The sequence below is a fragment of the Pseudomonas extremaustralis genome (genome assembly GCF_900102035.1).
Classification (GTDB): Bacteria; Pseudomonadota; Gammaproteobacteria; order Pseudomonadales; family Pseudomonadaceae; genus Aquipseudomonas; species Aquipseudomonas extremaustralis.
On record NZ_LT629689.1, the window covers coordinates 2,988,186 to 3,014,858 of the forward strand.

The following is a 26,673-nucleotide window of genomic DNA, read 5'->3' on the forward strand; positions in this document are numbered from 1 at the left end:
CCCCATTGATAACGCGCCATCAGCCGATGCCTGCCGCTGTGGCGAGGGCGCTTGCTCGCGCTCGACTACGCAACAGTCGTAGGCGCCAGTGAGCGATTCCCCCCATCACAACGGGGCGTCTTTCTAGCGTGGCACCAGATCCAGACACACCGAATTGATGCAGTAACGCAGGCCGGTCGGCGGCGGGCCGTCCGGGAATACATGCCCCAGGTGCGCATCGCACTTGGCGCAGGTGACTTCGGTGCGGATCATGCCGTGGCTGAGGTCGCGGATCTCGATCATCGCGTTTTCGGCGATCGGTGCGTAGAAGCTGGGCCAGCCGCAGCCGGAATCGAATTTGGTGGTGGAGTCGAACAGCGGCTCATTGCAGCAGATGCAGTGATACACGCCGTCAGTCTTGGTGGCATTGTACTTGCCGGAATATGCCCGCTCGGTACCCTTCAGGCGGCAAACGTTGTATTGCTCCGGGTCGAGCATCGCTTTCCATTCATCAATGGTTTTCTGCAGCTTTTCCATCAGTACACCTCGGTCACTGAAAAACCCTGATCTGTGTCTTTTCCATGGATCAGGCGGCACGTATGATTGCGCCTCTTCAATCCGCCAGTCTGGCACCCGCGTTAGCGGCATTCAAACGTATTTATGGGTGCGACCGACGCAGGCTTCTCGGCACGGTAGGCTCCGCACCGTCTGGATCGTTCATTTTCAGGATCACATCGCCATGCAGGTCAGCAAATCGAACAAGCTCGCCAACGTCTGCTATGACATTCGCGGCCCAGTGCTCAAGCACGCCAAACGCCTGGAAGAGGAAGGTCATCGCATCCTCAAGCTGAACATTGGCAACCCGGCGCCCTTTGGTTTCGAAGCGCCGGACGAAATCCTCCAGGACGTGATCCGCAACCTGCCCACCGCCCAGGGCTACAGCGACTCCAAAGGCTTGTTCAGCGCGCGCAAGGCGGTGATGCAGTACTACCAGCAGAAGCAGGTCGAAGGTGTCGGGATCGAAGACATCTACCTGGGCAATGGCGTGTCCGAGCTGATCGTGATGTCCATGCAGGCCTTGCTGAACAACGGTGACGAAGTGCTGGTGCCGGCGCCGGACTATCCCTTGTGGACCGCCGCCGTGACCCTGGCCGGCGGCCACCCGGTGCACTACCTCTGTGACGAAGGCGCCGACTGGTTCCCGGACCTCGCCGACATCAAGGCCAAGATCACCCCCCACACCAAGGCCCTGGTGATCATCAACCCAAACAACCCGACCGGCGCCGTGTACTCCAGGGAAGTGCTGCTGGGCATGCTCGAACTGGCGCGCCAGCACAACCTGGTGGTGTTCTCCGACGAGATCTACGACAAGATCCTCTACGACGATGCGGTCCACATCTGCACCGGCTCCCTGGCACCGGACCTGTTGTGCCTGACCTTCAACGGCCTGTCCAAGTCCTACCGCGTGGCGGGTTTCCGCTCCGGCTGGATCGCCATTTCCGGGCCCAAGCACAACGCCCAGAGCTACATCGAAGGCATCGACATCCTGGCCAATATGCGCTTGTGTGCCAACGTTCCGAGCCAGCACGCCATCCAGACCGCCCTGGGCGGCTACCAGAGCATCAACGACCTGGTATTGCCACCGGGCCGCCTGCTGGAGCAACGCAACCGCACCTGGGAACTGCTCAACGATATTCCCGGCGTCAGCTGCGTGAAGCCGATGGGCGCGTTGTACGCCTTCCCACGCATCGACCCGAAAGTCTGCCCGATCCTCAACGACGAGAAGTTCGTGCTCGACCTGCTGCTGGCGGAAAAGCTGCTGGTGGTCCAGGGCACCGCGTTCAACTGGCCATGGCCGGATCACTTCCGCGTCGTGACCCTGCCGCGTGTGGATGACCTGGAGATGGCCATCGGTCGTATCGGCAACTTCCTCAAATCCTATCGCCAGTCATAAATATCCCGCGGTACCACCGACATCCGGCCGTACCGCGATTATCTGGCAACACTTCTCTGCCCCTGGACCCTGGTGCCACGTGCCGACTCCCCTGCCGGTCATCTGGCCCCTATAATCAGAGGGCTGCAAGGCAATGGGCAGGGTGATCAAACCGCTTCTTGGGAGTCGGAAAATCCCTTCAAGGCGCTTCATTCTGGCTGTAGGACACAGTTTGAAATAGTCGCTCGGTTGAATCACCCCATGCCGCACCTTATATACCCCGCAGTACGCGACATATTAAGCATGAGGAGAACCCAACAACCATGATGCGCATCCTGCTGTTCTTGGCCACTAACCTGGCGGTCGTGCTGATTGCCAGCATCACCCTGAGCCTTTTCGGCTTCAACGGGTTCATGGCGGCCAACGGGGTTGACCTGAACCTCAATCAGCTGCTGATCTTCTGTGCGGTCTTTGGTTTTGCCGGCTCGCTGTTTTCGCTGTTCATCTCCAAGTGGATGGCGAAGATGAGCACCAGCACCCAGGTCATCACCCAGCCACGCACCCGACATGAGCAATGGTTGCTGCAGACCGTCGAGCAGTTGTCCCGCGAGGCAGGTATCAAGATGCCTGAGGTCGGGATTTTCCCGGCTTATGAAGCCAACGCCTTTGCCACCGGCTGGAACAAGAACGACGCGCTCGTTGCGGTGAGCCAGGGCATGCTGGAACGCTTCTCATACGATGAAGTGAAAGCGGTGCTGGCTCACGAGATCGGTCACGTGGCCAACGGTGACATGGTCACCCTGGCGCTGGTCCAGGGCGTGGTGAACACCTTCGTGATGTTCTTCGCGCGGATCATCGGTAACTTCGTCGACAAGGTGATCTTCAAGAACGACGAAGGCCGCGGCATTGCCTACTACGTGGCGACCATTTTCGCTGAACTGGTGCTGGGCTTCCTGGCCAGCGCAATCGTCATGTGGTTCTCGCGCAAACGCGAATTCCGCGCAGACGAAGCCGGTGCTCGGCTGGCCGGTACTGGAGCGATGATCGCAGCGCTGCAGCACCTGCGCTCCGAACAGGGCCTGCCGGTGCATATGCCGGACAGCCTGACCGCCTTCGGCATCAACGGCGGCATCAAGCAGGGCCTGGCACGTATGTTCATGAGCCACCCGCCGCTGGAAGAACGCATCGACGCACTGCGTCGTCGCGGCTGATACCCGGCGCAGCAAAAAGGGGGCGATCCAATCGCCCCCTTTTTTTGTGCGCGAGAGTTACACCCTGGCAAGCCGATAGGCGCGCTCTACAAGCCGCGTGACGCCGTCCTGCACGAACTTCCAGCTGTCTCCCAGGATGTCTTGCTCCTCCAACGCCTCCAGGGTCCAGTGCGAACCGAACAACACCTTCACTTCATCGTCGGTCACAGCGAACGGCGGACCGGCTTTTTGTGTCTGGTCATAATCAAGGGTGATCAGCAACCCTTGGCAGCCTGGGCGCAGGAGCGTGTGCAAATGCGCCGCGTACTGCTCACGCATCAAAGGTGGCAAGGCGATCAGTGCCGCGCGGTCATAAAACGCATGGCAATCGGCCAAGGCATCAGCGTCGAGAGCGAAGAAGTCGCCGCACCATATCTCGATCCCGTCGGCCCGATACACCTTGAACGCGCCTTGGCTGCTGATACGCGGCGTCAGGTTCTGTTCACTGAAGAAGGCCTCGACCGCCTGCTCCGACAGCTCCACGCCCATTACCTGAAAGCCATGACTGGCTAGCCACATCAGGTCCAGGCTCTTGCCACACAAAGGCACCAGCACCTTGGCACCGTCGACCAGCGACAGTTGCGGCCAGTGCCGGAGCAAGTAGGGATTGACCTCTGACAAGTGAAAGCCGATCTGATTACGCGCCCAGCGCGCCTGCCAAAACTTAGGTTCCATGGATCACCCTGAAAATTCGATAATAAGGTGCTAAAACTTATATTAGATTTAGATCAATGATCTGATTGAAGATGGGCTCATGTTAACGCCAAGGACCCTATTTATGCTCCCCAGCCTGTTTATCTCCCATGGTTCACCCATGCTCGCCCTGCAACCCGGCGCCAGTGGCCCGGCACTTGCGCGCCTTGCCGCGGAACTGCCAAGGCCGAAGGCAATCGTGGTGGTATCGGCGCACTGGGAAAGCCAGGAACTACTCGTCACCGGCAGTGCCGCCCCCGAAACCTGGCATGACTTTGGCGGCTTCCCCCGCGAATTGTTTGCCGTGCAGTACCCAGCGCCGGGCGACCCACAACTGGCGAGCGAAATCGTCGACCTGCTGCGCGCCGACGGTTTGAATGCCCGCATCGACGATAAACGTCCGTTTGACCACGGTGCCTGGGTGCCGCTGTCACTGATGTACCCGGCGGCGGACATACCGGTGGTGCAGGTTTCCTTGCCTACCCGCATGGGCCCTGCCCTGCAGACACGGGTCGGGCATGCGCTGGCCAGTTTGCGCGCGCAAGACGTGCTGTTGATCGGTTCCGGCAGCATTACCCATAACCTGGGAGAACTTGACTGGCATGCAGGCCCCGAGAGCATCGAGCCTTGGGCCAGGGACTTCCGTGACTGGATGGTGGCCAAGCTGGCGGCCAATGATGAGACCGCCTTGCATGACTATCGCCGCCAAGCGCCGAATGCTGTGCGCAGCCATCCCAGCGATGAGCATTTGCTGCCGCTGTACTTTGCACGCGGTGCCGGTGGCGAATTCAGCGTGGCGCACCAGGGCTTCACCATGGGCGCGCTGGGCATGGACATCTACCGCTTCGGCTAACGCCGTGCCTTTCCCCTGGCGACAGGCAAAAAAAATCCCCGAACCAGTCGGGGATTTTTTATGTGCGATCAATCAGCCCAGGGGCGGATCAATCTTCGCGGTAGCGACGCAGCTTCAACTGCTTACCGGCAACGCGAGTATCTTTGAGCTTGGCCAGCAGTTTCTCCAGACCGTCTTCCGGCAGCTCCACCAGGGAGAAGCTGTCACGGACCTGGATGCGACCGATGGCTTCACGTGCCAGGCCACCCTCGTTGAGGATAGCGCCCAGCAGGTTCTTGGCCGCGATACCATCACGCGCGCCCAGCGCGGTACGGCAACGAGCACGGCCTTCAGCCAATGGAACCGGAGCGCGACGCTCACGATCACCGCGCTCAGGACGGTCGCCGGAACGCTCTGGACGATCACCGCGTGGCGCGCTGTTCGGTACCAGTGGACGTTCTTTTTCGATGGCTGCCAGGGTCAGGGCCTGACCATTGGTAGCCTTGCGCAGCAGGGCGGCAGCCAGAGCGCGTGGGGTGCAGCCGATATCGGCGGTCAGGCGGTCCAGCAGGTCGCCGTGGGTCGATTCAGCGTCAGCCACCAGGGGCGACAGGCTGTTGGTCAGTTTCTTGATGCGCGCATCGAGAACGGCCTGGGCATCCGGCAGGCGGACTTCCGCGACTTTCTGACCGGTTACACGCTCGATCACTTGCAGCATGCGACGCTCACGCGGAGTCACCAGCAGCAATGCACGACCTTCGCGACCGGCACGGCCGGTACGACCGATACGGTGAACGTAGGACTCTGGATCGTAAGGCATGTCAACGTTGAACACGTGGGTGATACGTGGAACGTCGAGACCACGAGCAGCTACGTCGGTCGCCACAACGATGTCCAGGCGGCCATCCTTGAGGGAGTCGATCACGCGCTCACGCTGGTTCTGGGCGATGTCACCGTTCAGCGCAGCGGCTTTGTAGCCTTTGGCTTCCAGGGCACTGGCCAGGTCCAGGGTCGCTTGCTTGGTACGCACGAACATGATCAGGGCGTCGAAGTCTTCGACTTCCAGCAGGCTCAATACAGCCGAGGTCTTCTGGTCAGCGTGAACCAACAGGTGAGCCTGTTCGATCGCAGTAACGGTCTGAGTCTTGGTCTGGATTTTCACGTGTTGCGGATCGCGCAGGTGGCGTTCGGCAATGGCACGGATCGACTGTGGCAGAGTGGCCGAGAAAAGCACGGTCTGACGGGTCGGTGGCAGTGCCTTGAAGATGACTTCCAGGTCATCCATGAAGCCCAGCTTCAACATTTCGTCAGCTTCGTCCAGAACCAGGTGGTTCACGGTCGACAGGACTTTCTCGTCACGACGCAGGTGGTCGCACAGACGGCCTGGTGTGGCGACAACGATCTGTGCGCCATTACGGATTGCTTTCAGTTGTGGGCCCATAGGCGCGCCGCCGTAAACGGCCACAACGGTAACGCCCGGCATTTGCTTGGCATAGGTTTCGAAAGCGGTTGCTACTTGCAGCGCCAACTCACGGGTTGGCGCCAGGATCAGGGCTTGCGGTTCGCGCTTGGCAGGATCGATGCAGTGCAGGATAGGCAGGGCGAACGCGGCGGTTTTACCGGTACCGGTTTGCGCCTGGCCAATCATGTCGTGGCCGGCCATGATGATCGGGATCGATTGCTGCTGAATAGCCGAAGGCTCTTCGTAGCCGGTCGCGATGACGGCTGCAAGAATATTCGGATTGAGATTAAAAGCGGCGAAGCCGCCGGTTTCCTGGGTCATGGGTCTGCCTCTAAGTGCATCCGCAAAGACCCATGCTCCAAAGCTGCGCATGCCGTGTTGAGACTCAAGAGTCGCCCTGGCTGCTTTGTCGGCGGGGATTTGCGAAAACGAATGAATGAAAAAGATTCGTCAAGGAAGAGTCCGCTGTGCGGACGTGCAGCCGAAGCTGACTTCGGGGAATTGCGCTACCTAAACGCGGCCCGGTTAAAGGCCGGCGCGCACTATACCGGAAATAGCTGAAAAAGGGAGCTTTTTTTATCGCAAAGCGCCGATATACCGTACCGCATCACCGCCTTTGCAGATCAACGCAGCAGGGTCTATTTTTCAAAGGCCCGGCCCTGCTGGTCAAAACACTTAAACGGTTCACCCAGCGACTGAGACCTTTGGTCTGAAACCCTCCCCCGCGCCCGAGGCCACACCCGATGAATCAAGCCAGCAGCAGCCGCGTCAGTCGTGAACTTCAAGGCCACGTCCTGTTATTGGGCCTGGATCGGGTAGCCAAGCGCAACGCTTTCGACCTGGATTTGCTCAATGCACTGAGCCTGGCATATGGCGAATTTGATCGAAACGACGAAGCGCGGGTGGCGGTGGTATTCGCCCATGGCGACCACTTTACCGCCGGGCTGGACCTGGCCAATGTCAGGGAGGTGATGGCGCAAGGCTGGCAACCGCCGCCGGGGGGATGCGATCCGTGGGGTGTGTTTGCGGGTCCGAGGGTCAACAAACCGGTGATCGTCGCGGCCCAGGGCTACTGCCTGACCATCGGCATCGAATTGATGCTGGCGGCGGATATCAATCTCTGCGCGAGCAATACGCGCTTCGCGCAGATGGAAGTGCAGCGTGGGATCTTTCCGTTCGGCGGCGCGACCCTGCGCTTTCATCAGATCGCCGGCTGGGGCAACGCAATGCGCTGGTTGCTCACGGGCGATGAGTTCGACGCCCATGACGCCCTGCGCCTGGGCTTGGTGCAGGAGGTGATGGCCAGCGAAGACCTGCTGCCACGTGCCATCGAATTGGCCACCCGCATCGCGCGTCAGGCGCCGCTTGGGGTTCAAGCCACTCTGATGTCCGCCCGCCTCGCGCGCCTGGAAGGCGAAGCCGTTGCGGCCGCGGCGTTACCGCCGATGGTCGAGCGATTGCTCAACAGCGAAGACGCCAAGGAAGGCGTGTGCGCCATGCTCGAAAAGCGCCCGGGGATATTCAAGGGCCTGTAGGAGCGAGCTTGCTCGCGAAAAACCCGAGGGCCCCGCGCACCTTCTGGATGCACGCTTTATCGTTGAAGTCTTTCGCGGGCAAACTCGCGCCTACAGGCGTGTGGCATCAAGTCGCAGGACGAATGGCCTTGATCAAAGGTTGCAACGAATAACCCAAACGCGGCGCCAAGGCTTCGGCGCGAGCCGAAAGCGCCGCATGATCCAACTCCTGATCCAACTCCGAAGGCACCAGGAGGATCACGTTGCCCTCCTTCACCGGTAGCTCCCAGTAATGCCGGTGATACAACCCACGCAGCAACGCCGCGCCCAGCGGTTTGCCGTCGTCGGTAGCCCACTGGTTGATCACCAGCCAGCCGCCTGGGTTGAGTTTCTTCTGGCAGTTTTCCAGGAACGTCCACGCCAGGTGCCCGACGCCAGGGCCGACGTCGGTATAGAGATCGACGAAAATCAGATCGGCCGATTCTGCGCTGCCGAGCAGTTGCAGGGCGTCGCCGATGCGGATGTACAGGCGTGGATCGTCATCAAGCCCCAGGTATTCGATGGCTAGGCGCGGCACGTCAGGGCGCAGTTCGATGGCCTCCACGTCTTCCAGTGGCAGGAACTTGAGGCATGCCTGGGTCAGCGTGCCCGCCCCCAGGCCGAGGAACAACGCGCTCTCCGGCTGTTCATGGCACAAAGCGCCGATCAACATGGCGCGGGTGTAGTCGTACTCCAGCCAGCTCGGGTCGGCGGTGAACACGCAGCTTTGTTCGATGGCGTCGCCGAACTCGAGAAACCGATAATCGGCCACTTCGAGCACACGGATCATGCCGAATTCATCATGGACTTCGGCCAGCAGGCGCTCGACACGCTCCTCGCTCATCACTACTCCTAAACGGTTTACCGCACGGCAAAGGCGCGATTGTCGGCCAACCGACGGCAACAGGTCACGCACTAATTGCTGATAACATTGGCGCCCGACCGTCAATCACCCTATCGAGTTCACGATGAGCCAACCCTGGAGCCCCGACAGCTGGCGTGCCCTGCCAATCCAGCAACAACCCCAGTACCCGGACGCTGCGCACCTGTTGCAGGTGGAGCAGAGCCTGGCCAGCTATCCGCCACTGGTGTTTGCCGGGGAAGCCCGCGAGTTGCGCCGTCAGTTTGCCGAGGTGACTCAAGGGCGTGCCTTCCTGCTGCAAGGCGGCGACTGCGCCGAGAGCTTTGCCGAGTTCTCCGCCGCCAAAATCCGCGACACCTTCAAAGTGCTGCTGCAGATGGCAATCGTGATGACCTTCGCCGCCGGCTGCCCGGTGGTGAAAGTCGGGCGCATGGCCGGCCAGTTCGCCAAGCCGCGCTCGGCCAACGATGAAACCATCGACGGCATCACCCTGCCCGCCTACCGTGGCGATATCGTCAACGGCATTGGCTTCGACGAAAAAAACCGCGTACCGGACCCGGACCGCCTGCTGCAGTCCTATCACCAGTCCACCGCTACCCTCAATCTGCTGCGCGCCTTTGCCCAGGGCGGTTTTGCCGACCTGCACCAAGTGCACAAGTGGAACCTGGACTTTATCGCCAACTCCGCACTGGCCGAAAAGTACAGCCAACTGGCCAGCCGCATCGACGAAACCCTGGCGTTCATGCGCGCCTGCGGCATGGACAGTTCGCCGCAACTGCGCGAAACCAGCTTCTTCACCGCCCACGAAGCGCTGCTGCTCAATTACGAACAAGCCTTCGTGCGCCGCGACAGCCTGACCAACGACTACTACGACTGCTCGGCCCATATGCTGTGGATCGGCGACCGCACCCGTCAGTTGGACGGCGCCCACGTTGAATTCCTGCGCGGGGTGAACAACCCGATCGGGGTCAAGGTCGGCCCGAGCATGAACCCCGACGACCTGATCCGCCTGATCGACACCCTCAACCCGGACAACGACCCCGGTCGCCTGAACCTGATCGCCCGCATGGGCGCAGGCAATGTCGGCAACCACCTGCCAGACCTGATTCGCGCCGTGCAGCGTGAAGGCAAACAGGTGCTGTGGAGTTCCGATCCGATGCATGGCAACACCATCAAGGCCAGCAGCGGCTACAAGACCCGCGACTTTGCGCAGATCCTCGGCGAAGTGAAGGAGTTCTTCCAGGTGCACCAGGCCGAGGGCACTTATGCCGGCGGGATTCATATCGAGATGACCGGGCAGAACGTCACCGAATGCATCGGCGGCGCGCGGCCGATTACCGAAGACGGCTTGTCGGACCGTTACCACACCCATTGCGACCCACGGATGAACGCCGATCAGTCGCTGGAGCTGGCGTTCCTGATTGCCGAGACCTTGAAGCAGGTCAAGCGCTAGCGCCTATTGTGGCAAGCGCGCTTGCCACACGACCTCATGCCTTTAGCATCGCCGCCCGCAATCGGGCGGCACTCGGCCGCTGGCAATTGAGCTGAACCTGCTCCAATCCCAGCCAGTTGGCCATTTGCCACAGGTTCGACGCCAGCGCCAGCATGCCCTCGTCATCCAGTCCCGGCTCTTCTTCATGCACCGCATGCACCGCCAGGCGCCCGTTCGCGCGTTCGGCGCGCAAATCGATGCGCGCGGCAATACGCTCGTTGTGCAAAAACGGCAGCACGTAATAGCCATACACCCGCTTGTCTTGAGGGGTATAGATCTCCAACCGGTAGCGAAAATCGAACAGTCGCTCGGTACGGCTGCGCTCCCAGATCAAGGAATCGAACGGCGACAAGAGTGCACTGGCCGCCACCTTGCGCGGCACTTTCGGCGTGGGCAGGCAGTACGCCGGAGACTTCCAGCCTTGTACCTGACAGGTCAGCAATTGCCCGTCCTCCACCAGTTCAGCCAAGCGATTACGGCTATCGACCGGGTCGAGACGGAAGTAATCACGCAAGTCTTTTTCGGTACCGACACCGAGTGCGGTGGCGCTGTGCAACAACAAACCGCGCTGAGCCTCGGCTTCGCCCACGCTGGTTTGAAGGATGCCGCCGGGGATCACACGTTCCGGTAAATCGTAGAGACGCTCGAACCCGCGCCGACCGGCAACGGTGACCAGGCCCGCGGCAAACAGCCATTCCAGCGCATGCTTTTCATCACTCCAGTCCCACCAGGGGCCGGCACGTTCCTCGCGGGTCGACAAACTGCCCGCGCCCACTGCGCCTTGCTGCTCGACAGTCTTCAGTACCCGCTGGATGATCGCCTGCTGCTCGCGGCCAAAACGCGCCATCTGCGCATAAATGCCCTGCCCCTGCCGGGCCCGCGCCATGCGCCAGCGCATCAGCGGGTATAACGCCATCGGCAGCAGCGACGCTTCATGCCCCCAGTATTCGAACAACGAACGCCGCCTCCCCTGGCTCCAGGCTGCCTGTTCAAGAAGCAATGGGGCGTAGTGGCCCAGGCGGGAAAACAGCGGCAGGTAATGGGAGCGCACCACGGCATTGACCGAGTCGATCTGCAACACACCCAGGCGCTCGATCATGCGATTGAGGTGCGCAGCCTTGATCGACGCAGGCCCCTGGCGGCCGGAAAAACCCTGGGCCGCCAGGGCCATGCGTCGAGCTTGCTTGACGGAAAACGACAGGTCGGCGGGCATGAGACGCTCCTTGTGGACTCGCCGACTACCCTACTGCATCCAGGGTCATTTCTGCAGCGGGGCTTGTCAGAAATGCAGGCGGCGACCCTATTCGACGTCGCCGCGATTGAGCCAGGGGTGGATATCGACGATGACCTCACCCATGACCGAATGCCGGGGCAAATACATCCTCGAAGGCTTCAGACTTTAAAGGTCAGCATCACCGCGCACACCACCAGGAAGCCGCAGAACAGGCCGCGCAATACGCGCTCCGGCAGCGCATGGGCGATTTTCACTCCCCAGCTGATACTGAGCAGGCCACCGACGGCCAGCGGCACGCCGATCATCCAATCGACTTCGTGGTGCCAGGCGTAGGTGACCAGGGTCACACCGGTGCTGGGCAGTGCCAGGGCCAGGGACAGTCCTTGGGCAACCACCTGAGTGGTGCCGAACACGCTGGTCAGCACCGGCGTGGCGACGACCGCCCCACCGACGCCAAACAAACCGCCCATGGAACCGGAAACTGCGCCCAATACACCCAGCCACGGCCAGCCATAACGCATCTGCGCCGTCGGTGGCGCATTGCGCGTGAACATGCGCAACAGGTTGTAGGCCGACAGCGCCACCAGAAAGGCGATAAAACCGATACGCATCGCGCCAGCATCCAGGCCCACCGCCCAGATCGAGCCCAGCCAGGCGAACGTGAAGCCCATCGCCCCCAACGGCAGTGCGTGGCGCAGCTCGATGCGGTTGCGCTGGTGATAGCGCCACAAGGCCAGCATCACGTTCGGTACCACCATCACCAGCGCCGTGCCTTGGGCCAGTTGCTGGTCCAGGCCGAACACTACGCCGAGCACCGGGATCGCAATCAACCCGCCACCAATGCCAAACAGCCCACCCACCGTGCCGAGGGCTGCGCCCAATACCAGGTACATCACTAAATCCAACACTGCCCGTCACTCCACAATCCAGGGCTTGCATGCTACGCAGTCGAACCTGGCGCGGAAACGCACAGCAACGCACAATGGCTGTGCCAATCTCGCATAAGCACCCATCGATGAACCCCAATACCCTGACCGATCAACTGAGCCTGTTTCTCGATGTACTGGAAACCGGCAGTTTTTCCGCCGCCGCCCGACGCCATCCACTGACGCCCTCGGCGGTGGCGCGACGCATCGACAGCCTGGAAAGCTCGGTGGGCAGCCGTTTATTCCAGCGCAGCACCCATGCCGTGGTGCCGACCCCGGCGGGCCTGGCTTTCGCCGAGCGGGCGCGGCGGATTGTCAGCGAGTTGCAATTGGCGCGGGCCGAAGCGGTGTCCCTGAGCCATGCGCCGGAGGGGCTGATTCGCGTGGATGCACCGGCGGCGTTTGGTCGACGCCATCTGGCGCCGGTGATCGCCGACTTCCTGAATGTGTATCCGGGGCTGGATGTGCACCTGCATCTGATCGACAGCTTTGTCGATATGCAGGGCGCGCACCTGGGCAAGGTCGACCTGGTGTTGCGCGCCGGGCATATCGTCGACACCCGGCTGATTGCCACGCCACTGGCCCGTATCGTGCGCATTGCCTGCGCCAGTCCGGCGTATCTGAAAAGTCGTGGCACCCCGACGCATCCGCGTGAACTCAGCGAGCATGACGGTCTGGACTGGGATGGCCTGGCGCCCATGTTCGCCTGGCGCTTCGAGCTGGACGGGCGCCGTGCCACCTATCGTCCGCAGCGTATCCGCATGAGCGCTAACAATGCCGAAGCACTGCTGTCCGGCGCCCTTGCCGGGCTGGGTATCGCCCATCTACCCACCTGGCTGGTCAGTGAATACCTGGTGCGCGGCGAACTGTTGCCGCTGTTTTGCGAAGACGGCTTGCCCAGCCCGGAGACCGCCGGCATCTATGCCTTGCGCCTGGAACAACAGCCCAACGCCCGCAGCCGGTTGCTGCTGGAATACCTCAAATCCCGTTTCAGCCCCATACCGCCCTGGGATCTGGCGTTGCAAAGCGGGTTAGTCTGACCGCCCGGACAGAATTATCTGGCGCATTAAAGATTTGCCCGCTAGATTCCAGCCCAGACACGCTTTTTTCGAGGCACACCATGCGCAAAAATCCTGATCCTTGCGAATCCCTGATGCTGGACAACCAGCTGTGCTTCGCCCTGCACTCCACGTCACTGCTGATGACCAAGGTCTACAAGCCACTCCTGCAAGCCCTTGGCCTGACCTACCCGCAATACCTGGCCATGATGGTGTTGTGGGAAGAGGACGGTTTGACCGTCGGCGAAATCAGCAGCCGCCTGCTGACCGATCCGGGCTCCCTCACGCCATTGCTCAAGCGCCTGGAAGCCGAAGGCTTGCTCAGCCGCACCCGCAGCCGTGAAGACGAACGTGTCGTAGTGGTGGAGTTGACCGACGCCGGCCGCGCTTTGCAGGACAAGGCCATAGGTATTCCACAGTGCATCCTCGGCGCCAGCGGTCTGCAACTGGAGCAGCTGCGCAAGCTGCAGGCCGACCTGCTTGTGTTGCGGGGCAACCTGCAGAACGCAATCTAAAACACCACAAAACACTCAACATGCGGGAGGGGGCTTGCTCCCTCCCATATTGGTTTCTAGCGGTTCAAAAAATATTTGTAAATTTATCTTGCGCACTAAACATTAGCGCTATACATTCGCCTCACCAACTACTTAGCGCGCAAATGTTTAGCGCTAAAACTCAAGAGGACGACACCATGCAAACGCTCTATACCGCAGTAGCCACCGCCACCGGCGGCCGTGATGGTCGTGCTGTTTCCAGCGACAACATTCTCGATGTCAAACTTGCCACCCCTAAAGAATTGGGCGGTGCCGGCGGCCAGGCCACCAACCCTGAACAACTGTTCGCCGCCGGCTACTCGGCCTGCTTTATCGGCGCACTGAAATTCGTCGCCAGCCAGACCAAACGCAAGATCCCGGATGACGCCTCGATCACGGCCCATGTCGGCATCGGCCAGATCCCCGGCGGTTTCGGCCTGGACATCGACCTGCACATCAGCCTGCCGGGCCTGGCTCAGGACGATGCGCAAAGCCTGGTCGACGCGGCTCACCAAGTCTGCCCGTACTCCAACGCCACCCGTGGCAATGTCGATGTGCGCCTGCACGTAACCGTCTAATCACCGTCGCTGTCACTGGAGGAGAAGAACATGAACACATTGGCCAAAGCACTGACCGGTAGCCTGCTCGCCCTGTCCATCAGCCACGCCTTCGCCGCGACAGGCGATGTCGAGCACACCACCCAGACCTTCCTGGATGTGTTGAACGCCGGTACCGGCAAGCCGCTGGAGCAACTGGCGCCCAAGGACGCCCGTGCGGTACTCAGCGGCGCCCAGGCAGGTGTGAAGTTGACCTTGCCCAAGGCGGATGTCAGCCAGAAGACCATCCAGGTCGATGGCCAGCCGCTGGACCTGACCATCGTGCGGCCAGCCGGGGTCAAAGGCACATTGCCGGTGTTCATGTTCTTCCACGGCGGCGGTTGGGTGCTGGGGGATTACCCCACCCATGAACGGTTGGTGCGAGACCTGGTGGTGGGTTCGGGTGCAGTGGCGGTGTTCGTCAACTACACGCCATCACCGGAAGCGCATTATCCGGTGGCCATCAATCAGGCCTACGGTGCAACGAAGTGGGTGGCCGAGCACGGCAAAGAGATCAACGTCGACGGCAAGCGCCTGGCGGTCGCAGGCAACAGCGTCGGCGGCAATATGGCGGCGGTGGTCAGCCTGATGGCCAAGGACAAGGGCACACCGGCGATCAAGTTCCAGTTGCTGCTGTGGCCGGTGACCGACGCCAACTTCAACACCAGTTCCTACAACCAGTACGCCGAAGGACACTTCCTCACCAAGAACATGATGAAGTGGTTCTGGGACAACTACACCACCGACGCCCACCAGCGCGCCGAGATCTACGCCTCGCCGCTGCGCGCCACCACGGATCAGCTCAAGGGCTTGCCGCCCGCGCTGATTCAGACTGCCGACGCCGATGTGTTGCGCGATGAAGGCGAAGCCTATGGGCGCAAGCTGGATCAAGCCGGTGTGCCGGTAACGGCAGTACGCTACAACGGCATGATCCACGACTACGGTTTGCTCAACGTGGTCAGCCAGGTGCCGGCGGTACGTTCGGCCTTGCTGCAAGCCTCGGATGAGCTCAAGCAGCACCTCAAGTAACCCGTAGACGCCCATGAAAAAGCCCGACTCAAGGTCGGGCTTTTTTTCGTATCGGCGAGGCCAGAATTACTTCTTGGCGCGACCTTTGTACGAACCACCTTCGCGGGTGTCGATCTCGATCATGTCGTCGATTTCGATGAAATCGGCCACTTGCAGCTCGGTACCGTTAGCCAGCTTGGCAGGCTTCATGACCTTGCCCGAAGTGTCGCCGCGAGCGGAACCTTCGGTGTAGGCAACCTTACGCACGATGGTGGTCGGCAGCTCTACGGAAACCAGACGGTCTTCGAAGAAAATAGCTTCGCAGACGTCTTCCATACCTTCTTCAACGAACGGCAGAACGGCTTCGATATCTTCAGCGTTCAGCTCGTACATGGTGTAGTCGGTGGTGTCCATGAACGTGTAAGCGTCGCCGCTGATGAAGGACAGAGTCGCTTCTTTACGATCGAGGATCACGTCGTCCAGCTTGTCATCGGCGCTGTAAACAGTTTCGGTCTTGTAACCGGTCAGCAGGTTTTTCAGCTTGGTCTTCATGATCGCGCTGTTACGGCCCGACTTGGTGAACTCAGCTTTCTGAACCAACCAAGGATCGTTGTCGATACGGATCACCATACCGGGTTTCAGTTCTTTACCAGTTTTCATTGCAGATATCCGAAATTTGGATGGGGTTTACAAAAATCAAGGTCGCGTATCATATCCAACTTTCATAAAACTGTACCAGCGCCGTCGCAAGATCGGCCTGCAAGCCTTGTTCCAGACACCACCTCTCGGCGTGCGCAAGTACCTCAGGCCAGTGTTCCATGAGCATTTTCCACGGTTGGGCCATATCGCCCTCAGTGTTCCAGGCTTGCCAGAGCGAGACCAGGGCTGCCCTCGCAGCGGGCGACAAGGCCGCCGTATACAGCTCCAGGAACGCGTCGAGTTTGTCGAGGTGGATGTCTTCGTCCTGGCGATAGATGTGCCACAACAGCGGCCGCCCGGCCCACTGGGCACGCACGAACGAGTCTTCGCCGCGCACGGCGTTGAAGTCGCAGCACCACAGAAGACGGTCATATTGCTCCTGGCGCACGAACGGCAGCACCTGCACGGTCAGGGCTTGACGCTGATGCACAGCCCCCGCCGCCAGGCCTTCCACACCGAGCCAGCGCGCCACATCGCCGAGAATGCGCCCTTCCGGCACCAATAGATGAGTGGCACGCCCGTCCGTCGACAACACATCCAACCAACGGGCCAGGCCGGCATTTTCATAGGCGAACAGCGAGATCAGCCGCGCACCGGCCAGCGGAAATACGCCCAGGCCCTGCAGGAAATGTTGCTGCGCGGCGACATCCTGCTGAAACGCATGACGCTGTTCCAGTAACCCAGCTTCGCGCAGCAGGCCGCCGGTGCCAGGGCGGAACCCTGGGAAAAAGAAGTACTTCTGGACCCCCTTGAACTTCACCGAGGGCAGACGGTGACAGCCCACCACCCATTCTTCGGCACTCAGGTAATCCAAGTTCATCCACAACGGTGTGCGCTGGCGCTCGGCCATGGCCTCCATATAGTCGGGCGGCAACTGACAGGCGAACGCGGCAATCACCACATCCGCCGCTGGCGCCGCCACCCATTCGGACGGCCAATGGCGCACGTCGACACCCTCTTGCCATTGCTGGGCCAGGTGCACATCGATATCGGGGCACATGCGCTCGAAGGCCCGTAGGTCATCGACCCACAAGCGCACGTCACAGGCGTGCTCCACTACCAATTGCCGGGCCAGGCGCCAGGTCACGCCGATGTCGCCATAGTTATCAACGACGCTGCAAAAAATATCCCAGCGGGCTTTCATTCCGGGCTCCAACGCTCAAAGGCTCGATTGTCCGCATAAACGCGCCGATGCAGAAGGCTTGATCGCGATTATTCTTCACGGCGGCTGTGCGACAATCGCCACCCCGCCACAAAATGCCTGCCAGGAGGCCACCATGTCTGATCGTCCGCTGTCGCTGCCAAAGCTCACACTCGCCATCGCCTTGGGCCTGTGGCTGGGGTTCATCGCCATTGCCCTGAGCACCTGGCTGGCATCGCGCTACCTGTTCCCGCAAAGCCTGGCCCCCGTAGCCCAGGCGGTTCAGCAACTGGGCAAGCCGGCTATTGTGGCGCCCGAACCGCCGAACCGCATGTTCGAGCAGTACCAGGAAAACCTTCGCAAGCAGGAACAACAGCAAGCCCTGGACCAGGCACGCAACAACGCACGCAACCTGTCCAACCCCAAATGTCAGTTCTGGCTGCAACAGGACCAGAACGCGCCCACTGAAAAGACTCGGGCCAATGTCCTGCAATTCTGCGATTGATGACCATGAATAAACACGCCGTTCTCCAATTGATCCTGGAAAAACTCGCCGCCGACCTCGATATCGCCCAACGCGCCGCGCAGACCGCCTACGAAACCGCGACCCACGAAGAAAATATCGCCGAGAACAAATACGACACCCTGGGGCTCGAGGCCTCTTACCTGGCGGCGGGGCAGGCCAAGCGGGTCGAGGAAATCAAGCAAGCGCTGGCGCTGTGCCAGAACCTGCAACTGCGTGCCTACGATGAGCAACGGGGAATAGAAGTCGGCGCGCTACTGGGCCTGGAAGACGAGAACGGTCGCCAGCAATGGCTGTTCCTGGCACCGGATGCGGCGGGATTGAAAGTGGACGTGGTCGGCCAACCGGTCACCGTCATCACCCCGCGCTCGCCCATGGGCAAAAGCCTGCTGGGCAAGTTCGAAGGTGATGAGGTGGAGATTCTGGTGGCCGGCGCTCGGCAACTGTTTACGGTGACCGAGGCCAAATAAGGCGTGGTAGGAGTGGAGCTTACTGACGAAAAACCTGAGCGCGCGTGTTGAACCGCAAGCACGGCGTTATCGTTGAAGTTCTTCGCGAGCAAGCTCGCTCCTACAATGGATCGGGTTCATTCACTCAGTGGACGGGCAATTCAACGCCGTCGAACAACTCTTCCAGTTCCTGCTTGTTGTGGCACTGGATCGCCTTGGCCATAACTTCACGGGTCAGGTGCGGTGCGAATTTCTCGATGAAGTCGCACATGAAGCCACGCAGGAAAGTGCCGCGACGGAAGCCGATCTTGGTCACGCTGGACTCGAACAGCTCACTGGCATCGAGCACCACCAAGTCTTTATCGAGGGTCGCGTCCACCGCCATCTTGGCGACGATACCGACGCCCAGGCCCAGGCGTACATAAGTCTTGATGACGTCGGCGTCGGCGGCGGTGAATACCACTTTCGGCGTGAGGCCGCGATGGCTGAAAGCTTCGTCGAGTTTGGAACGGCCGGTGAAACCGAATACGTAGGTCACGATCGGGTATTCCGCCAGGGCCTCCAGGGTCAGCTTCGGCAACTTGGCCAACGGGTGGCCCTGGGGCACGACCACGCAACGGTTCCAGCGATAGCACGGCATCATCACCAGGTCACCGAACAGCTCCAGGGCTTCGGTGGCGATGGCGAAATCGACGGTGCCATCAGCAGCCATTTCGGCGATCTGCATCGGCGAGCCCTGGTGCATATGCAGGGCGACGTCCGGGTATTGCTTAATGAAGTCGCGGATCACTGGCGGCAATGCATAACGCGCCTGGGTATGGGTGGTGGCGATCGACAGGGTGCCTTTCTTCTCGTTGGAGAATTCCTGGGCAATCTGCTTGATGCTTTCGACTTTGCGCAGGATCTCGCCGGCAGTGGTGATGATGCGTTCACCGGCCGGGGTGACGCGGGTAAGGTGCTTGCCGCTGCGCGCGAATACTTCGACGCCCAGCTCGTCTTCGAGCAGGCGGATCTGCTTACTGATACCGGGTTGCGAGGTGTAGAGGCTTTGAGCGGTAGCGGAAACGTTGAGGTCGTGGTGCGCCACTTCCCAGATGTAGCGCAATTGTTGAAGCTTCATATGTGTCCCTCAAAGCAAATAGACGCCACGGGTATCAGCGACGGTATATAACTATATTAAAGGTTCGACGGATAAATCTAGAACTTTTTATCGTTTTCTACCCGTCACACGTCATCACTGCGTCGACGCTGTAACGAAGGCACCAGGTAAACCGGCACGGTAGACAACTGCAGCACCCGTGCAGCGGTTCGCCCAAGCGGCGTGGAGGCCCCGGTTGCATGGCTATGACTGCCGACGATCAGCAGGTCGACGGACAATCTGCGCAACTGGTCGAGTATCACTTCGCACGGGTCCCCCTGGATCACCCGTACCGAGCGAATCAACTTCAGATCCTGCTCGCCATCCCCCAATTCCTCGCGAAAACTGTCCAGCACCCGCTGCTCGATCGTCGCCATCACGGTGCTCAGTCCCTGGTTTTGCCATTCATTCAGGGCCTTTTCATCAAGGTAGCTCTGCAACACCGATTCGGCGAACAGCCCGATGGGCTCGACCACATGAATCACATACAGATCAGCCTTGAACGTTCGCGCCAGCGCCAGTGCATGTTGCATCACATAAGGCGCATACAGACCGAGGTCCGTGGCGTACAGCATCGAACGAATCATAGAACCTCCTGGATTGCCAGGATGGCGGAGATCAAATCAGCTTAGCAGCGCCCCGGGGAATTCGACTGACTTAGCTCTCGGACTTCACCCCCACTTCATTGCTGATGCCATGGGGAACATGCCCGGTGGCCACCACGTCCCTGGCTTTCTCGCAATGACCGGCCTGGTCATCGAAAAACACATCGGCAGCGAACGCCTCCAGGAACGCGGATTTTTCCAGGCCACCGAGGAACAATGACTCGTCCAGGCGAATATCCCACTCACGCAGGGTTCGAATGACCCGCTCATGGGACGGCGCCGAACGGGCAGTGACCAACGCGGTGCGGATCGGGCAGGCCTCGTCCGCAAACTCGCGCTGCAACAAGTTGAGAGCCGCCAGAAACCCCTTGAACGGTCCACCGTGCAGAGGCTGGCGCGCCGACTCGCGCTCATTGGCCTGGAACGCCTCCAATCCGCCGGCTTGATACACACGTTCCGACTCATCGGAAAACAGTACCGCGTCGCCGTCAAAGGCAATCCGCAGTTCATCGCTGGAGGCGCGACGCGGACCGCCCGACAGAATCGTCGCTGCGGCGAAACCGGCATCGAGTGCGCTGCGCACATCTTCGGCGTGGGTGGAGAGAAACAGATGACAGCCAAAAGCGGCCAAATAAGGATAAGGACTGCGCCCGCCGACAAAGGCGGCGCGGGAAATGTCCAGACCGTAATGCTGGATCGAGTTGAACACACGCAGGCCCGTGTCGGCACTGTTGCGCGATACCAGCACCACTTCGACCCGGGCACGGCCCAGGCTGGCATTGAGGCTCAACAGCTTCTTGACCAGCGGGAAGGCATCGCCGGGCTCAAGGATTTCTTCTTCATGCTCGATTTGATATTTGCGGTAGGCCTCGACCCCTTGGGCCAGGTAGACCTTGTGGCTGTCGCTCAGATCGAACAGTGCTCGCGATGAAATCGCCAGCACCAGTTTATCGCCCAATCCTTTAACCATGATGCTCCCCTCGACTCAGCGGTTATGCCGATCAATAAAACTCAAGGCCTGGTACAGCGCCTGAATCCGCGGCAACTCGCAACCGGCGGCCTTGGCGACGGCCAGTGGTCGCGCATAGATCGCCGCCAGTTCCAATGGGCGCTTGTGCACATGGTCGTGGTACATGCTCGGCAAATAGTCATCCATGGTTTCGGTGATAGTGAACATTTGCTCTGCGTAACTGGCGGGAATTTCATGCCCACATGCACGGGCGCCCTGCACGACTTCGGCCATCAGCGCCTGGATCAGTTCACGGCTGGATTCGTCCGCCATCATCGCTGTGGTACCGGCCCCCAATAGCACGGACAGGCCGTTATAGGGCACGTTCCACACCAGCTTGTGCCAGCGGGCCTGATGCACGTTGGCCATGGCCTGGGACTCGATGCCGGCCTGATGAAACAATGCGGCTCCGGCTTCGACGATGGCCTGCTGGCGAGCTGGGTCGTTGGCCGCCGTTCCGCTGTGGTAACCCAGGTTGACCCGACCTAACGCCTGATGCTCGACGACGCCAGGCGCGGCGCGGTGCACGCCGATGTAGCACAGCCCACCGAGCAGATGCAGCGACGCTGGCAAGTGTTCGCGCAAACTGTCTTCCACATCCAGGCCGTTTTGCAACAGGACGATTTTGGCATCCGGCGCCGCGACCTGGGCGAGGGTCGGAGCCAACTCGACATTGCCCGTGGACTTGGTGCCCACCAGCAGCCAGTCGCAAGGCGGTATATCGGCGGCGCGGGCGTAAGCCTGCACCGGATGCAGGTGCAAGCTGCCATGCACGCTGCTGTTGACGTGCAGACCCCGCTCGCGGACTGCCGCATATTCGCTGCGCAACAGAAAGTGCACATCGAACCCGGCGCGCGCCAGCATCAGGCCGTAGAAACCGCCGATGGCGCCGGTGCCGATGATGCCAATGCGTGGCGATTGTGCTGTCATGGCAAGTCCTCTGGAGTGCGGGCGAGCGCTTGATTGATCGCGTCGGTAAGGTCAGAAAGCGTAAGACGTGTCTGTATTTGCCCGAGGAATTGACCCTCGCACACCACGAACAGCGCCGGCAAATGAAAGATCTGGTAGCGTTCGACCGCGCCGCCATTGTGCCCGGCATCCACCCAACACAAGCGATCCACCGGCAAGCGCCAGCCCGGCAACTGCTGGCGGGCCCAACGGCAACCGGAACAACCGACGCTGGTGAACACGACCAGCGAAATGCCTGGTAAAGCCAGCAATTGCTGGTCAATATCCAGATCGGTCAATTCCAATTCCTTCACTATACTGCTGCCACCGCCGTCAACTGGACGGTGCTCGGAGTCCGTGTACATGGGTCGTTTTTTACCTCACCCTGATGATGTCGCTGTCGAGTTAATCCAACGCCCCTCTCCTGCCATACCCCGCCAACGCCTGCACACTATCGGCCTGGGCGGCATCGCCTGCAATTGGCCGCGCGCCTGGCGCCAGGGTACGGCCGTGGATCTGCACATCCCGTCCCTGGGCGCCAGCGCCCGTTACCCTGGGTATGTGGCATGGTGCCGCAAGGTGGAAAACGGCTATCGCATTGGCATCTCGTTTACCGATGAGCATGCCCTGTTCGGGGCACGTATGGGTGAGCAAGCATGCCGGATGGAGCGCTATTGCCGCCAGCACGAAGACGCCGCCCCGACTCCCGAGCAACTCGAAACCCTTGCCCGTGAGTGGGTGGCGCGCCATGCCGGTGAGTTCTCCCATGAGGCATTTGTACGGCCAGCACGGGATTAAAGCGGGCTTTGCCCATTGTCGCGGGCCCGTGTTACGCGCTAAGGTTCCTCCCCCCTGCATTCAAATCATGCTGTGCCCGCCGCACGGGGATGGCAGGCGGCCGGCACCCGTGACCCTGGCGAGTAACACGATGGCTGATTTACCGATCAATGACCTTAACGTCGAATCCAACGAGACCCTGATCACACCCGATCAGCTCAAGCGCGAAATCCCTCTGAGCGACGCTGCCCTGCAGACCGTCACCAAGGGTCGCGAAGTCATCCGTAACATTCTCGACGGCACCGACCACCGCCTCTTCGTCGTCATCGGGCCATGCTCGATCCACGACCTCAAGGCTGCCCACGAATACGCCGAGCGCCTCAAGGCGCTGGCCGAAGAAGTGTCCGACACCTTGTACCTGGTGATGCGCGTCTATTTCGAGAAACCACGCACCACCGTCGGCTGGAAAGGTTTGATCAACGACCCGTACCTGGACGACTCGTTCAAGATCCAGGATGGTTTGCACATCGGTCGCAAATTGCTGCTGGACCTGGCCGAAATGGGCCTGCCCACCGCCACCGAAGCCCTCGACCCGATCTCTCCGCAGTACCTGCAGGACCTGATCAGTTGGTCGGCCATCGGCGCACGGACCACCGAATCCCAGACTCACCGTGAGATGGCATCCGGCCTGTCTTCGGCCGTAGGCTTCAAGAACGGCACCGATGGTGGCCTGACCGTGGCGATCAACGCGCTGCAATCGGTCTCCAGCCCTCATCGCTTCCTCGGCATCAACCAGGAAGGCGGCGTCTCCATCGTCACCACCAAAGGCAACGCCTACGGTCACGTGGTATTGCGCGGCGGTAACGGCAAGCCCAACTATGACTCGGTCAGCGTTGCGCTGTGCGAGCAGGCGCTGACCAAGGCCAAGATCAAGCCGAACATCATGGTCGACTGCAGCCATGCCAACTCCAACAAGGACCCGGCCCTGCAGCCGCTGGTCATGGAGAACGTCGCCAATCAGATCCTCGAAGGCAACCAGTCGATTATCGGCCTGATGGTCGAGAGCCACCTCAACTGGGGCTGCCAGGCGATTCCAAAGGACCTGTCCGACTTGAAGTACGGCGTGTCGATCACAGACGCCTGCATCGACTGGTCCACCACCGAAAACACCCTGCGCAGCATGCACGCCAAGCTCAAGGACGTATTGCCTAAACGCAAACGCACCTGACCCTTGTCTGCGCACACAAAAACGCCGGGCTAAGCCCGGCGTTTTTCATGTTGCTGTTCATGCCCTACAGCTTTGCAGCATGGCGCTGGTGGCGCTCCATGTAGCGTTCGACGTAAGAGCACGACGGGATCACCGTGTAACCGGCCTCCTCAGCGAACTTCAAGGCTTCCTCGGTCAATGCCGCCGCAATACCACGGCCTCGCAGCGCGTTGGGCACGAAGGTCCGATAGATGTCCAAGGTCTGTTTCCCGAGGTCCATATAGGTCAGGTAGGCACGATGACCGTCCACATTGGTCTCGAACTGATGACCAGCCTGGTCATGGTGGATGGACAACGCCTCGCTCATCACTACTCCTCGCGGGTCTTGAATTACGACCCCTACCTTACCGATGTTTTTCCGGCGAAGGAACATCTACGCCACCCCGTGCCGGTTTCGACAACGAGAAAACCCTGAGCGCTCACAACCAGCACGTAGAGAATAGTAGGCAGCAATCCTGAAATTGCTCAAGACGCACTCGTCATCCCTGTGGCTGGCGGATATAGAAATGGCCTCGATCAATCGCGACCGAAAGCCTGAACATTGCCGGCAGTTGAAGCTTGAGACGAACAGGCGCTGTTAAAGTCACCTCTACATGCGCAAAAGATACAGGGTTTGGCAAAGTCAACCTGTACGAAAGTGCTAGCTTCGATATATAAATTTTCATCTATCTTCACGGCTTGACACATGCGGGCCGGCCCTCTCAGGCAGGCCCTCATGTTCAGCTGACGGAAAAAAATTGAACACTTTTTATACAATTCGGCAACGGATTAGCCAAAATAGATTCGCCACAGAATTTTTTTTTGCTTCTTGCGCTACGTCAGTTTACTTACTACAAGTAATGAGTAGTATGTACGCCGGCTATTAGCTCACTCTGAGAAAGTAGCCATTTAATAGAAAGTCCTTGAAGGGGAACACGATGAACAACGTTCTGAAATTCTCTGCTCTGGCTCTGGCCGCAGTTCTGGCTACCGGTTGCAGCAGCGTCTCCAAAGAAACCGAAGCTCGTCTGACTGCAACTGAAGACGCAGCAGCTCGCTCCCAGGCTCGTGCAGACGAAGCCTACAGCAAAGCTGATGCTGCTCTGGCTGCTGCTCAAAAAGCACAACAGACTGCTGATGAAGCTAACGAGCGTGCTCTGCGTATGCTTGAAAAAGCTAGCCGCAAGTAATAGTCCTTCGGGGTTGTTACCAAGCCGACCCATTCTTGGGTCGGCTTTTTTATTGCCCGAAATTCATGCGCTCCCACCTGCGGGAGCAAGCTTGCCCGCGAAGATCGTCAACGATGACGCGGGATTCCTGAATTGATACGGTGCCCTGACTTTCGTCTCGAGCAAGCTCGCATCTACTGAAGGTCGAGTGGCGTACTCGATACCACGGATGCCGCACCCGGCACACCAATCTCGGTCGGCAGGCCATCTTCGGCGGCAACCACGTCACGCACCTGATCCCAGTTCACTCGCAGGTTGTTAGCCAGGTCTTCGCGCTTGAGCAAAGCGTTGATCACTGCCGTGTGCTTGTCGACCACGGACGGCGTGCCATCGTCGTTCAGGGGCGTATGCGCTTCGAGGTAGACCTTGCCGCCGCTTCTGCCGAATTTGTAGGCATCGTTGATAATCCGCACCGGCGTACCCACCGGCACCATGCTGGCCATTTCCAGCACGTTGTTGTTGAACATGCGGAAGCAACCGTGACTGGTGCGGGTGCCAATGCCGAACTTCATGTTGGAACCGTGGATCAGGTAACCCGGCGTACCCAGGGTGAACTTGAACGGGCCCAGGGGATTGTCCGGACCGGCCGGCACCACGTTGGGCAACGGATCGCCATTGGCGGCGTGCTCGGCCTTGATCGAGGCTGGCGGGGTCCAGGTGGGGTTCGGCGTCTTGGCGACAATGCTGGTATGGGCAATGGGCGAACCCCAACCTTCGCGACCGATCCCCAGCGGGAAGGTGTAGACCACGTTCTGGCCCTTGGGAAAATAGTAGAGCCGGTATTCCGCCAGGTTGATTACGATGCCTTCCCGAGGACCCGGTGGCAGGATGAAACGTGTCGGCAGCACGATCTCGGTACCCGCGCCCGGCAACCAGGCATCGATGCCCGGGTTGGCCGCGACCATCTCCGAATACCCCAGGTCATAGGTGGTGCCCAGGTCGGCAAAGGTGTCTTCGTACTTGGCCTTGATCACTTGGACCTGACCGACGATGTCTTCACCAGGCGGTGGCAAGGGCAGTTGCAAGGCAGCCGCAGAACCGGCCGCACACATGGCAGCGAGAGACAGGCAGCAGGTGACGACGGAAAGGCGCGACAGCATCCGAAAAAATCCTTTGCAGAACGACGGGTAGTTAAAAAATCGATTGTATACGTGAAGTGAGCGTCTAGCTGCAAGGTTGTCGCAGCCGGCTACAGCTCAAAACGCAGCTCCGGCCAGATCGGCGGCGTACCGCGCTTCTGCGACTCGAGAATCGCCCGGCACAAGGGGCACAGGCGCTGGTCCTGGAAGATCGAACGGTCGACCAACGACCAGCGCGGTTGCGCCGGCAGCAAAGTGCCACACAGCGTGCGATCGATGGAGCCGCCCAGTTCCAATTGACGCGTTACCAGATGCACCCGCACTTCCTGGCAGGCGAACAGATCCAGCTGCTCGTCCGGCTCGATCAGTTGATAATTAAACAGGGACCAGGCAGGACGCGACATCGAGGGCTCCAAATC

At 60.2% G+C, this 26,673-nt stretch carries 30 protein-coding genes; 14 read left to right on the plus strand and 16 right to left on the minus strand.

Features of this window, described 5'->3' with window-relative positions:
- Positions 1-123: 123 nt before the first annotated feature.
- Positions 124-516 (minus strand): peptide-methionine (R)-S-oxide reductase MsrB, encoded by a 393-nt coding sequence (gene msrB / locus BLR63_RS13660; RefSeq protein ID WP_010565051.1) that lies wholly within the window; start codon positions 514-516, stop codon positions 124-126.
- A 202-nt stretch (positions 517-718) separates the two neighbouring features.
- Here msrB and BLR63_RS13665 point away from each other — a divergent pair, with 202 nt between their 5' ends.
- Both BLR63_RS13665 and htpX read left to right on the plus strand, forming a co-directional pair.
- Positions 719-1,933 (plus strand): pyridoxal phosphate-dependent aminotransferase, encoded by a 1,215-nt coding sequence (locus tag BLR63_RS13665; protein WP_010565052.1) that lies wholly within the window; start codon positions 719-721, stop codon positions 1,931-1,933.
- A gap of 302 nt (positions 1,934-2,235) precedes the next feature.
- Positions 2,236-3,123 (plus strand): protease HtpX, encoded by an 888-nt coding sequence (gene htpX, locus BLR63_RS13670; protein WP_010565053.1) that lies wholly within the window; start codon positions 2,236-2,238, stop codon positions 3,121-3,123.
- Positions 3,124-3,180: 57 nt separating this feature from the next.
- Here the strand turns inward: htpX and BLR63_RS13675 are convergent, their stop codons facing one another.
- Positions 3,181-3,837: a thiopurine S-methyltransferase gene (locus BLR63_RS13675; protein ID WP_010565054.1), complete on the minus strand. Its 657-nt coding sequence runs from the start codon at positions 3,835-3,837 to the stop codon at positions 3,181-3,183.
- Between the two features lie 103 nt (positions 3,838-3,940).
- Between BLR63_RS13675 and BLR63_RS13680 the strand changes: the two genes are divergently transcribed.
- On the plus strand, positions 3,941-4,708 hold the full coding sequence (locus BLR63_RS13680) for a DODA-type extradiol aromatic ring-opening family dioxygenase (protein WP_010565055.1): 768 nt from the start codon (positions 3,941-3,943) through the stop codon (positions 4,706-4,708).
- Positions 4,709-4,796: 88 nt separating this feature from the next.
- Here the strand turns inward: BLR63_RS13680 and BLR63_RS13685 are convergent, their stop codons facing one another.
- Entirely contained in the window at positions 4,797-6,470 is a 1,674-nt protein-coding gene (locus tag BLR63_RS13685; RefSeq protein WP_010565056.1) for a DEAD/DEAH box helicase, read from the minus strand.
- A 422-nt stretch (positions 6,471-6,892) separates the two neighbouring features.
- Here BLR63_RS13685 and BLR63_RS13690 point away from each other — a divergent pair, with 422 nt between their 5' ends.
- The gene (locus BLR63_RS13690; RefSeq protein ID WP_010565057.1) at positions 6,893-7,684 is read left to right on the plus strand and encodes a crotonase/enoyl-CoA hydratase family protein; all 792 of its coding nucleotides are present in this window, start codon (positions 6,893-6,895) and stop codon (positions 7,682-7,684) included.
- 106 nt (positions 7,685-7,790) lie between these two features.
- Here BLR63_RS13690 and BLR63_RS13695 read toward each other — a convergent pair whose 3' ends face one another.
- Positions 7,791-8,546 carry a spermidine synthase gene (locus BLR63_RS13695; RefSeq protein WP_010565058.1) on the minus strand — a complete coding sequence of 252 codons (756 nt, stop codon included), beginning with the start codon at positions 8,544-8,546 and terminating at the stop codon, positions 7,791-7,793.
- A 124-nt stretch (positions 8,547-8,670) separates the two neighbouring features.
- Between BLR63_RS13695 and BLR63_RS13700 the strand changes: the two genes are divergently transcribed.
- Positions 8,671-10,017, plus strand: a complete 1,347-nt coding sequence (locus tag BLR63_RS13700) for a class II 3-deoxy-7-phosphoheptulonate synthase (protein ID WP_010565059.1) — start codon at positions 8,671-8,673, stop codon at positions 10,015-10,017.
- A gap of 34 nt (positions 10,018-10,051) precedes the next feature.
- Here BLR63_RS13700 and BLR63_RS13705 read toward each other — a convergent pair whose 3' ends face one another.
- Positions 10,052-11,269 (minus strand): winged helix-turn-helix domain-containing protein, encoded by a 1,218-nt coding sequence (locus tag BLR63_RS13705; protein WP_010565060.1) that lies wholly within the window; start codon positions 11,267-11,269, stop codon positions 10,052-10,054.
- Between the two features lie 179 nt (positions 11,270-11,448).
- Positions 11,449-12,198 carry a sulfite exporter TauE/SafE family protein gene (locus tag BLR63_RS13710; protein WP_010565061.1) on the minus strand — a complete coding sequence of 250 codons (750 nt, stop codon included), beginning with the start codon at positions 12,196-12,198 and terminating at the stop codon, positions 11,449-11,451.
- 107 nt (positions 12,199-12,305) lie between these two features.
- Between BLR63_RS13710 and BLR63_RS13715 the strand changes: the two genes are divergently transcribed.
- The 4 genes from BLR63_RS13715 to BLR63_RS13730 all read left to right on the plus strand — a co-directional run bounded on the left by BLR63_RS13715 (position 12,306) and on the right by BLR63_RS13730 (position 15,432).
- Entirely contained in the window at positions 12,306-13,256 is a 951-nt protein-coding gene (locus tag BLR63_RS13715; protein ID WP_010565062.1) for a LysR family transcriptional regulator, read from the plus strand.
- 80 nt (positions 13,257-13,336) lie between these two features.
- The gene (locus tag BLR63_RS13720) at positions 13,337-13,789 is read left to right on the plus strand and encodes a MarR family winged helix-turn-helix transcriptional regulator (protein WP_010565063.1); all 453 of its coding nucleotides are present in this window, start codon (positions 13,337-13,339) and stop codon (positions 13,787-13,789) included.
- A gap of 176 nt (positions 13,790-13,965) precedes the next feature.
- Positions 13,966-14,385 carry an organic hydroperoxide resistance protein gene (locus BLR63_RS13725; RefSeq protein ID WP_010565064.1) on the plus strand — a complete coding sequence of 140 codons (420 nt, stop codon included), beginning with the start codon at positions 13,966-13,968 and terminating at the stop codon, positions 14,383-14,385.
- A gap of 30 nt (positions 14,386-14,415) precedes the next feature.
- On the plus strand, positions 14,416-15,432 hold the full coding sequence (locus BLR63_RS13730; RefSeq protein ID WP_010565065.1) for an alpha/beta hydrolase: 1,017 nt from the start codon (positions 14,416-14,418) through the stop codon (positions 15,430-15,432).
- Between the two features lie 66 nt (positions 15,433-15,498).
- Here BLR63_RS13730 and BLR63_RS13735 read toward each other — a convergent pair whose 3' ends face one another.
- Positions 15,499-16,071, minus strand: coding sequence for an elongation factor P (locus BLR63_RS13735; protein ID WP_010565066.1), 573 nt, complete (start codon positions 16,069-16,071; stop codon positions 15,499-15,501).
- Between the two features lie 49 nt (positions 16,072-16,120).
- Complete coding sequence (gene earP, locus BLR63_RS13740) at positions 16,121-17,254, minus strand: elongation factor P maturation arginine rhamnosyltransferase EarP (RefSeq protein ID WP_010565067.1); 1,134 nt, start codon at positions 17,252-17,254, stop codon at positions 16,121-16,123.
- Between the two features lie 133 nt (positions 17,255-17,387).
- Between earP and BLR63_RS13745 the strand changes: the two genes are divergently transcribed.
- Positions 17,388-17,756 carry an alpha-amylase family protein gene (locus BLR63_RS13745; protein WP_010565068.1) on the plus strand — a complete coding sequence of 123 codons (369 nt, stop codon included), beginning with the start codon at positions 17,388-17,390 and terminating at the stop codon, positions 17,754-17,756.
- 5 nt (positions 17,757-17,761) lie between these two features.
- Complete coding sequence (locus tag BLR63_RS13750; protein ID WP_010565069.1) at positions 17,762-18,244, plus strand: GreA/GreB family elongation factor; 483 nt, start codon at positions 17,762-17,764, stop codon at positions 18,242-18,244.
- Between the two features lie 124 nt (positions 18,245-18,368).
- Here BLR63_RS13750 and cysB read toward each other — a convergent pair whose 3' ends face one another.
- The 5 genes from cysB to BLR63_RS13775 all read right to left on the minus strand — a co-directional run bounded on the left by cysB (position 18,369) and on the right by BLR63_RS13775 (position 22,288).
- Positions 18,369-19,343: an HTH-type transcriptional regulator CysB gene (gene cysB / locus BLR63_RS13755; protein WP_010565070.1), complete on the minus strand. Its 975-nt coding sequence runs from the start codon at positions 19,341-19,343 to the stop codon at positions 18,369-18,371.
- 104 nt (positions 19,344-19,447) lie between these two features.
- Complete coding sequence (locus BLR63_RS13760; protein ID WP_010565071.1) at positions 19,448-19,948, minus strand: universal stress protein; 501 nt, start codon at positions 19,946-19,948, stop codon at positions 19,448-19,450.
- 70 nt (positions 19,949-20,018) lie between these two features.
- Positions 20,019-20,936: a 5'-nucleotidase gene (locus BLR63_RS13765; RefSeq protein WP_010565072.1), complete on the minus strand. Its 918-nt coding sequence runs from the start codon at positions 20,934-20,936 to the stop codon at positions 20,019-20,021.
- 15 nt (positions 20,937-20,951) lie between these two features.
- Positions 20,952-21,905: a putative 2-dehydropantoate 2-reductase gene (locus BLR63_RS13770; RefSeq protein WP_010565073.1), complete on the minus strand. Its 954-nt coding sequence runs from the start codon at positions 21,903-21,905 to the stop codon at positions 20,952-20,954.
- Positions 21,902-22,288 (minus strand): thioredoxin family protein, encoded by a 387-nt coding sequence (locus tag BLR63_RS13775; protein WP_010565074.1) that lies wholly within the window; start codon positions 22,286-22,288, stop codon positions 21,902-21,904. The genes BLR63_RS13770 and BLR63_RS13775 overlap by 4 nt, the downstream gene beginning before the upstream one ends.
- Here BLR63_RS13775 and BLR63_RS13780 point away from each other — a divergent pair.
- Together BLR63_RS13780 and BLR63_RS13785 are read left to right on the plus strand one after the other, a co-directional pair.
- Positions 22,287-22,721 (plus strand): PilZ domain-containing protein, encoded by a 435-nt coding sequence (locus tag BLR63_RS13780; protein WP_010565075.1) that lies wholly within the window; start codon positions 22,287-22,289, stop codon positions 22,719-22,721. The genes BLR63_RS13775 and BLR63_RS13780 overlap by 2 nt on opposite strands.
- A gap of 130 nt (positions 22,722-22,851) precedes the next feature.
- Positions 22,852-23,928 carry a 3-deoxy-7-phosphoheptulonate synthase gene (locus tag BLR63_RS13785; RefSeq protein ID WP_010565076.1) on the plus strand — a complete coding sequence of 359 codons (1,077 nt, stop codon included), beginning with the start codon at positions 22,852-22,854 and terminating at the stop codon, positions 23,926-23,928.
- Between the two features lie 64 nt (positions 23,929-23,992).
- On the opposite strand, the gene BLR63_RS13790 is transcribed toward BLR63_RS13785, so the two are convergent.
- A complete protein-coding gene (locus BLR63_RS13790) occupies positions 23,993-24,274 on the minus strand; it encodes a GNAT family N-acetyltransferase (protein WP_003189869.1) in 282 nt (93 codons plus the stop codon).
- 610 nt (positions 24,275-24,884) lie between these two features.
- Between BLR63_RS13790 and BLR63_RS13795 the strand changes: the two genes are divergently transcribed.
- A complete protein-coding gene (locus BLR63_RS13795) occupies positions 24,885-25,136 on the plus strand; it encodes an Lpp/OprI family alanine-zipper lipoprotein (RefSeq protein WP_010565077.1) in 252 nt (83 codons plus the stop codon).
- 173 nt (positions 25,137-25,309) lie between these two features.
- On the opposite strand, the gene BLR63_RS13800 is transcribed toward BLR63_RS13795, so the two are convergent.
- Both BLR63_RS13800 and BLR63_RS13805 read right to left on the minus strand, forming a co-directional pair.
- Positions 25,310-26,275 (minus strand): L,D-transpeptidase family protein, encoded by a 966-nt coding sequence (locus BLR63_RS13800; RefSeq protein WP_010565078.1) that lies wholly within the window; start codon positions 26,273-26,275, stop codon positions 25,310-25,312.
- 89 nt (positions 26,276-26,364) lie between these two features.
- Positions 26,365-26,658 (minus strand): hypothetical protein, encoded by a 294-nt coding sequence (locus tag BLR63_RS13805; protein WP_003172705.1) that lies wholly within the window; start codon positions 26,656-26,658, stop codon positions 26,365-26,367.
- Between the last annotated feature and the right edge of the window lie 15 nt (positions 26,659-26,673).

What these genes read in the sequence shown, in the direction of transcription:
- msrB (WP_010565051.1), bottom strand. Translation starts at nt 516, where the DNA reads ATGGAAAAGCTGCAGAAAACCATTGATGAATGGAAAGCGATGCTCGAC.
- BLR63_RS13665 (WP_010565052.1), top strand. Translation starts at nt 719, where the DNA reads ATGCAGGTCAGCAAATCGAACAAGCTCGCCAACGTCTGCTATGACATT.
- htpX (WP_010565053.1), top strand. Translation starts at nt 2,236, where the DNA reads ATGATGCGCATCCTGCTGTTCTTGGCCACTAACCTGGCGGTCGTGCTG.
- BLR63_RS13675 (WP_010565054.1), bottom strand. Translation starts at nt 3,837, where the DNA reads ATGGAACCTAAGTTTTGGCAGGCGCGCTGGGCGCGTAATCAGATCGGC.
- BLR63_RS13680 (WP_010565055.1), top strand. Translation starts at nt 3,941, where the DNA reads ATGCTCCCCAGCCTGTTTATCTCCCATGGTTCACCCATGCTCGCCCTG.
- BLR63_RS13685 (WP_010565056.1), bottom strand. Translation starts at nt 6,470, where the DNA reads ATGACCCAGGAAACCGGCGGCTTCGCCGCTTTTAATCTCAATCCGAAT.
- BLR63_RS13690 (WP_010565057.1), top strand. Translation starts at nt 6,893, where the DNA reads ATGAATCAAGCCAGCAGCAGCCGCGTCAGTCGTGAACTTCAAGGCCAC.
- BLR63_RS13695 (WP_010565058.1), bottom strand. Translation starts at nt 8,546, where the DNA reads ATGAGCGAGGAGCGTGTCGAGCGCCTGCTGGCCGAAGTCCATGATGAA.
- BLR63_RS13700 (WP_010565059.1), top strand. Translation starts at nt 8,671, where the DNA reads ATGAGCCAACCCTGGAGCCCCGACAGCTGGCGTGCCCTGCCAATCCAG.
- BLR63_RS13705 (WP_010565060.1), bottom strand. Translation starts at nt 11,269, where the DNA reads ATGCCCGCCGACCTGTCGTTTTCCGTCAAGCAAGCTCGACGCATGGCC.
- BLR63_RS13715 (WP_010565062.1), top strand. Translation starts at nt 12,306, where the DNA reads ATGAACCCCAATACCCTGACCGATCAACTGAGCCTGTTTCTCGATGTA.
- BLR63_RS13720 (WP_010565063.1), top strand. Translation starts at nt 13,337, where the DNA reads ATGCGCAAAAATCCTGATCCTTGCGAATCCCTGATGCTGGACAACCAG.
- BLR63_RS13725 (WP_010565064.1), top strand. Translation starts at nt 13,966, where the DNA reads ATGCAAACGCTCTATACCGCAGTAGCCACCGCCACCGGCGGCCGTGAT.
- BLR63_RS13730 (WP_010565065.1), top strand. Translation starts at nt 14,416, where the DNA reads ATGAACACATTGGCCAAAGCACTGACCGGTAGCCTGCTCGCCCTGTCC.
- BLR63_RS13735 (WP_010565066.1), bottom strand. Translation starts at nt 16,071, where the DNA reads ATGAAAACTGGTAAAGAACTGAAACCCGGTATGGTGATCCGTATCGAC.
- earP (WP_010565067.1), bottom strand. Translation starts at nt 17,254, where the DNA reads ATGAAAGCCCGCTGGGATATTTTTTGCAGCGTCGTTGATAACTATGGC.
- BLR63_RS13745 (WP_010565068.1), top strand. Translation starts at nt 17,388, where the DNA reads ATGTCTGATCGTCCGCTGTCGCTGCCAAAGCTCACACTCGCCATCGCC.
- BLR63_RS13750 (WP_010565069.1), top strand. Translation starts at nt 17,762, where the DNA reads ATGAATAAACACGCCGTTCTCCAATTGATCCTGGAAAAACTCGCCGCC.
- cysB (WP_010565070.1), bottom strand. Translation starts at nt 19,343, where the DNA reads ATGAAGCTTCAACAATTGCGCTACATCTGGGAAGTGGCGCACCACGAC.
- BLR63_RS13760 (WP_010565071.1), bottom strand. Translation starts at nt 19,948, where the DNA reads ATGATTCGTTCGATGCTGTACGCCACGGACCTCGGTCTGTATGCGCCT.
- BLR63_RS13765 (WP_010565072.1), bottom strand. Translation starts at nt 20,936, where the DNA reads ATGGTTAAAGGATTGGGCGATAAACTGGTGCTGGCGATTTCATCGCGA.
- BLR63_RS13770 (WP_010565073.1), bottom strand. Translation starts at nt 21,905, where the DNA reads ATGACAGCACAATCGCCACGCATTGGCATCATCGGCACCGGCGCCATC.
- BLR63_RS13780 (WP_010565075.1), top strand. Translation starts at nt 22,287, where the DNA reads ATGGGTCGTTTTTTACCTCACCCTGATGATGTCGCTGTCGAGTTAATC.
- BLR63_RS13775 (WP_010565074.1), bottom strand. Translation starts at nt 22,288, where the DNA reads ATGTACACGGACTCCGAGCACCGTCCAGTTGACGGCGGTGGCAGCAGT.
- BLR63_RS13785 (WP_010565076.1), top strand. Translation starts at nt 22,852, where the DNA reads ATGGCTGATTTACCGATCAATGACCTTAACGTCGAATCCAACGAGACC.
- BLR63_RS13790 (WP_003189869.1), bottom strand. Translation starts at nt 24,274, where the DNA reads ATGAGCGAGGCGTTGTCCATCCACCATGACCAGGCTGGTCATCAGTTC.
- BLR63_RS13795 (WP_010565077.1), top strand. Translation starts at nt 24,885, where the DNA reads ATGAACAACGTTCTGAAATTCTCTGCTCTGGCTCTGGCCGCAGTTCTG.
- BLR63_RS13800 (WP_010565078.1), bottom strand. Translation starts at nt 26,275, where the DNA reads ATGCTGTCGCGCCTTTCCGTCGTCACCTGCTGCCTGTCTCTCGCTGCC.
- BLR63_RS13805 (WP_003172705.1), bottom strand. Translation starts at nt 26,658, where the DNA reads ATGTCGCGTCCTGCCTGGTCCCTGTTTAATTATCAACTGATCGAGCCG.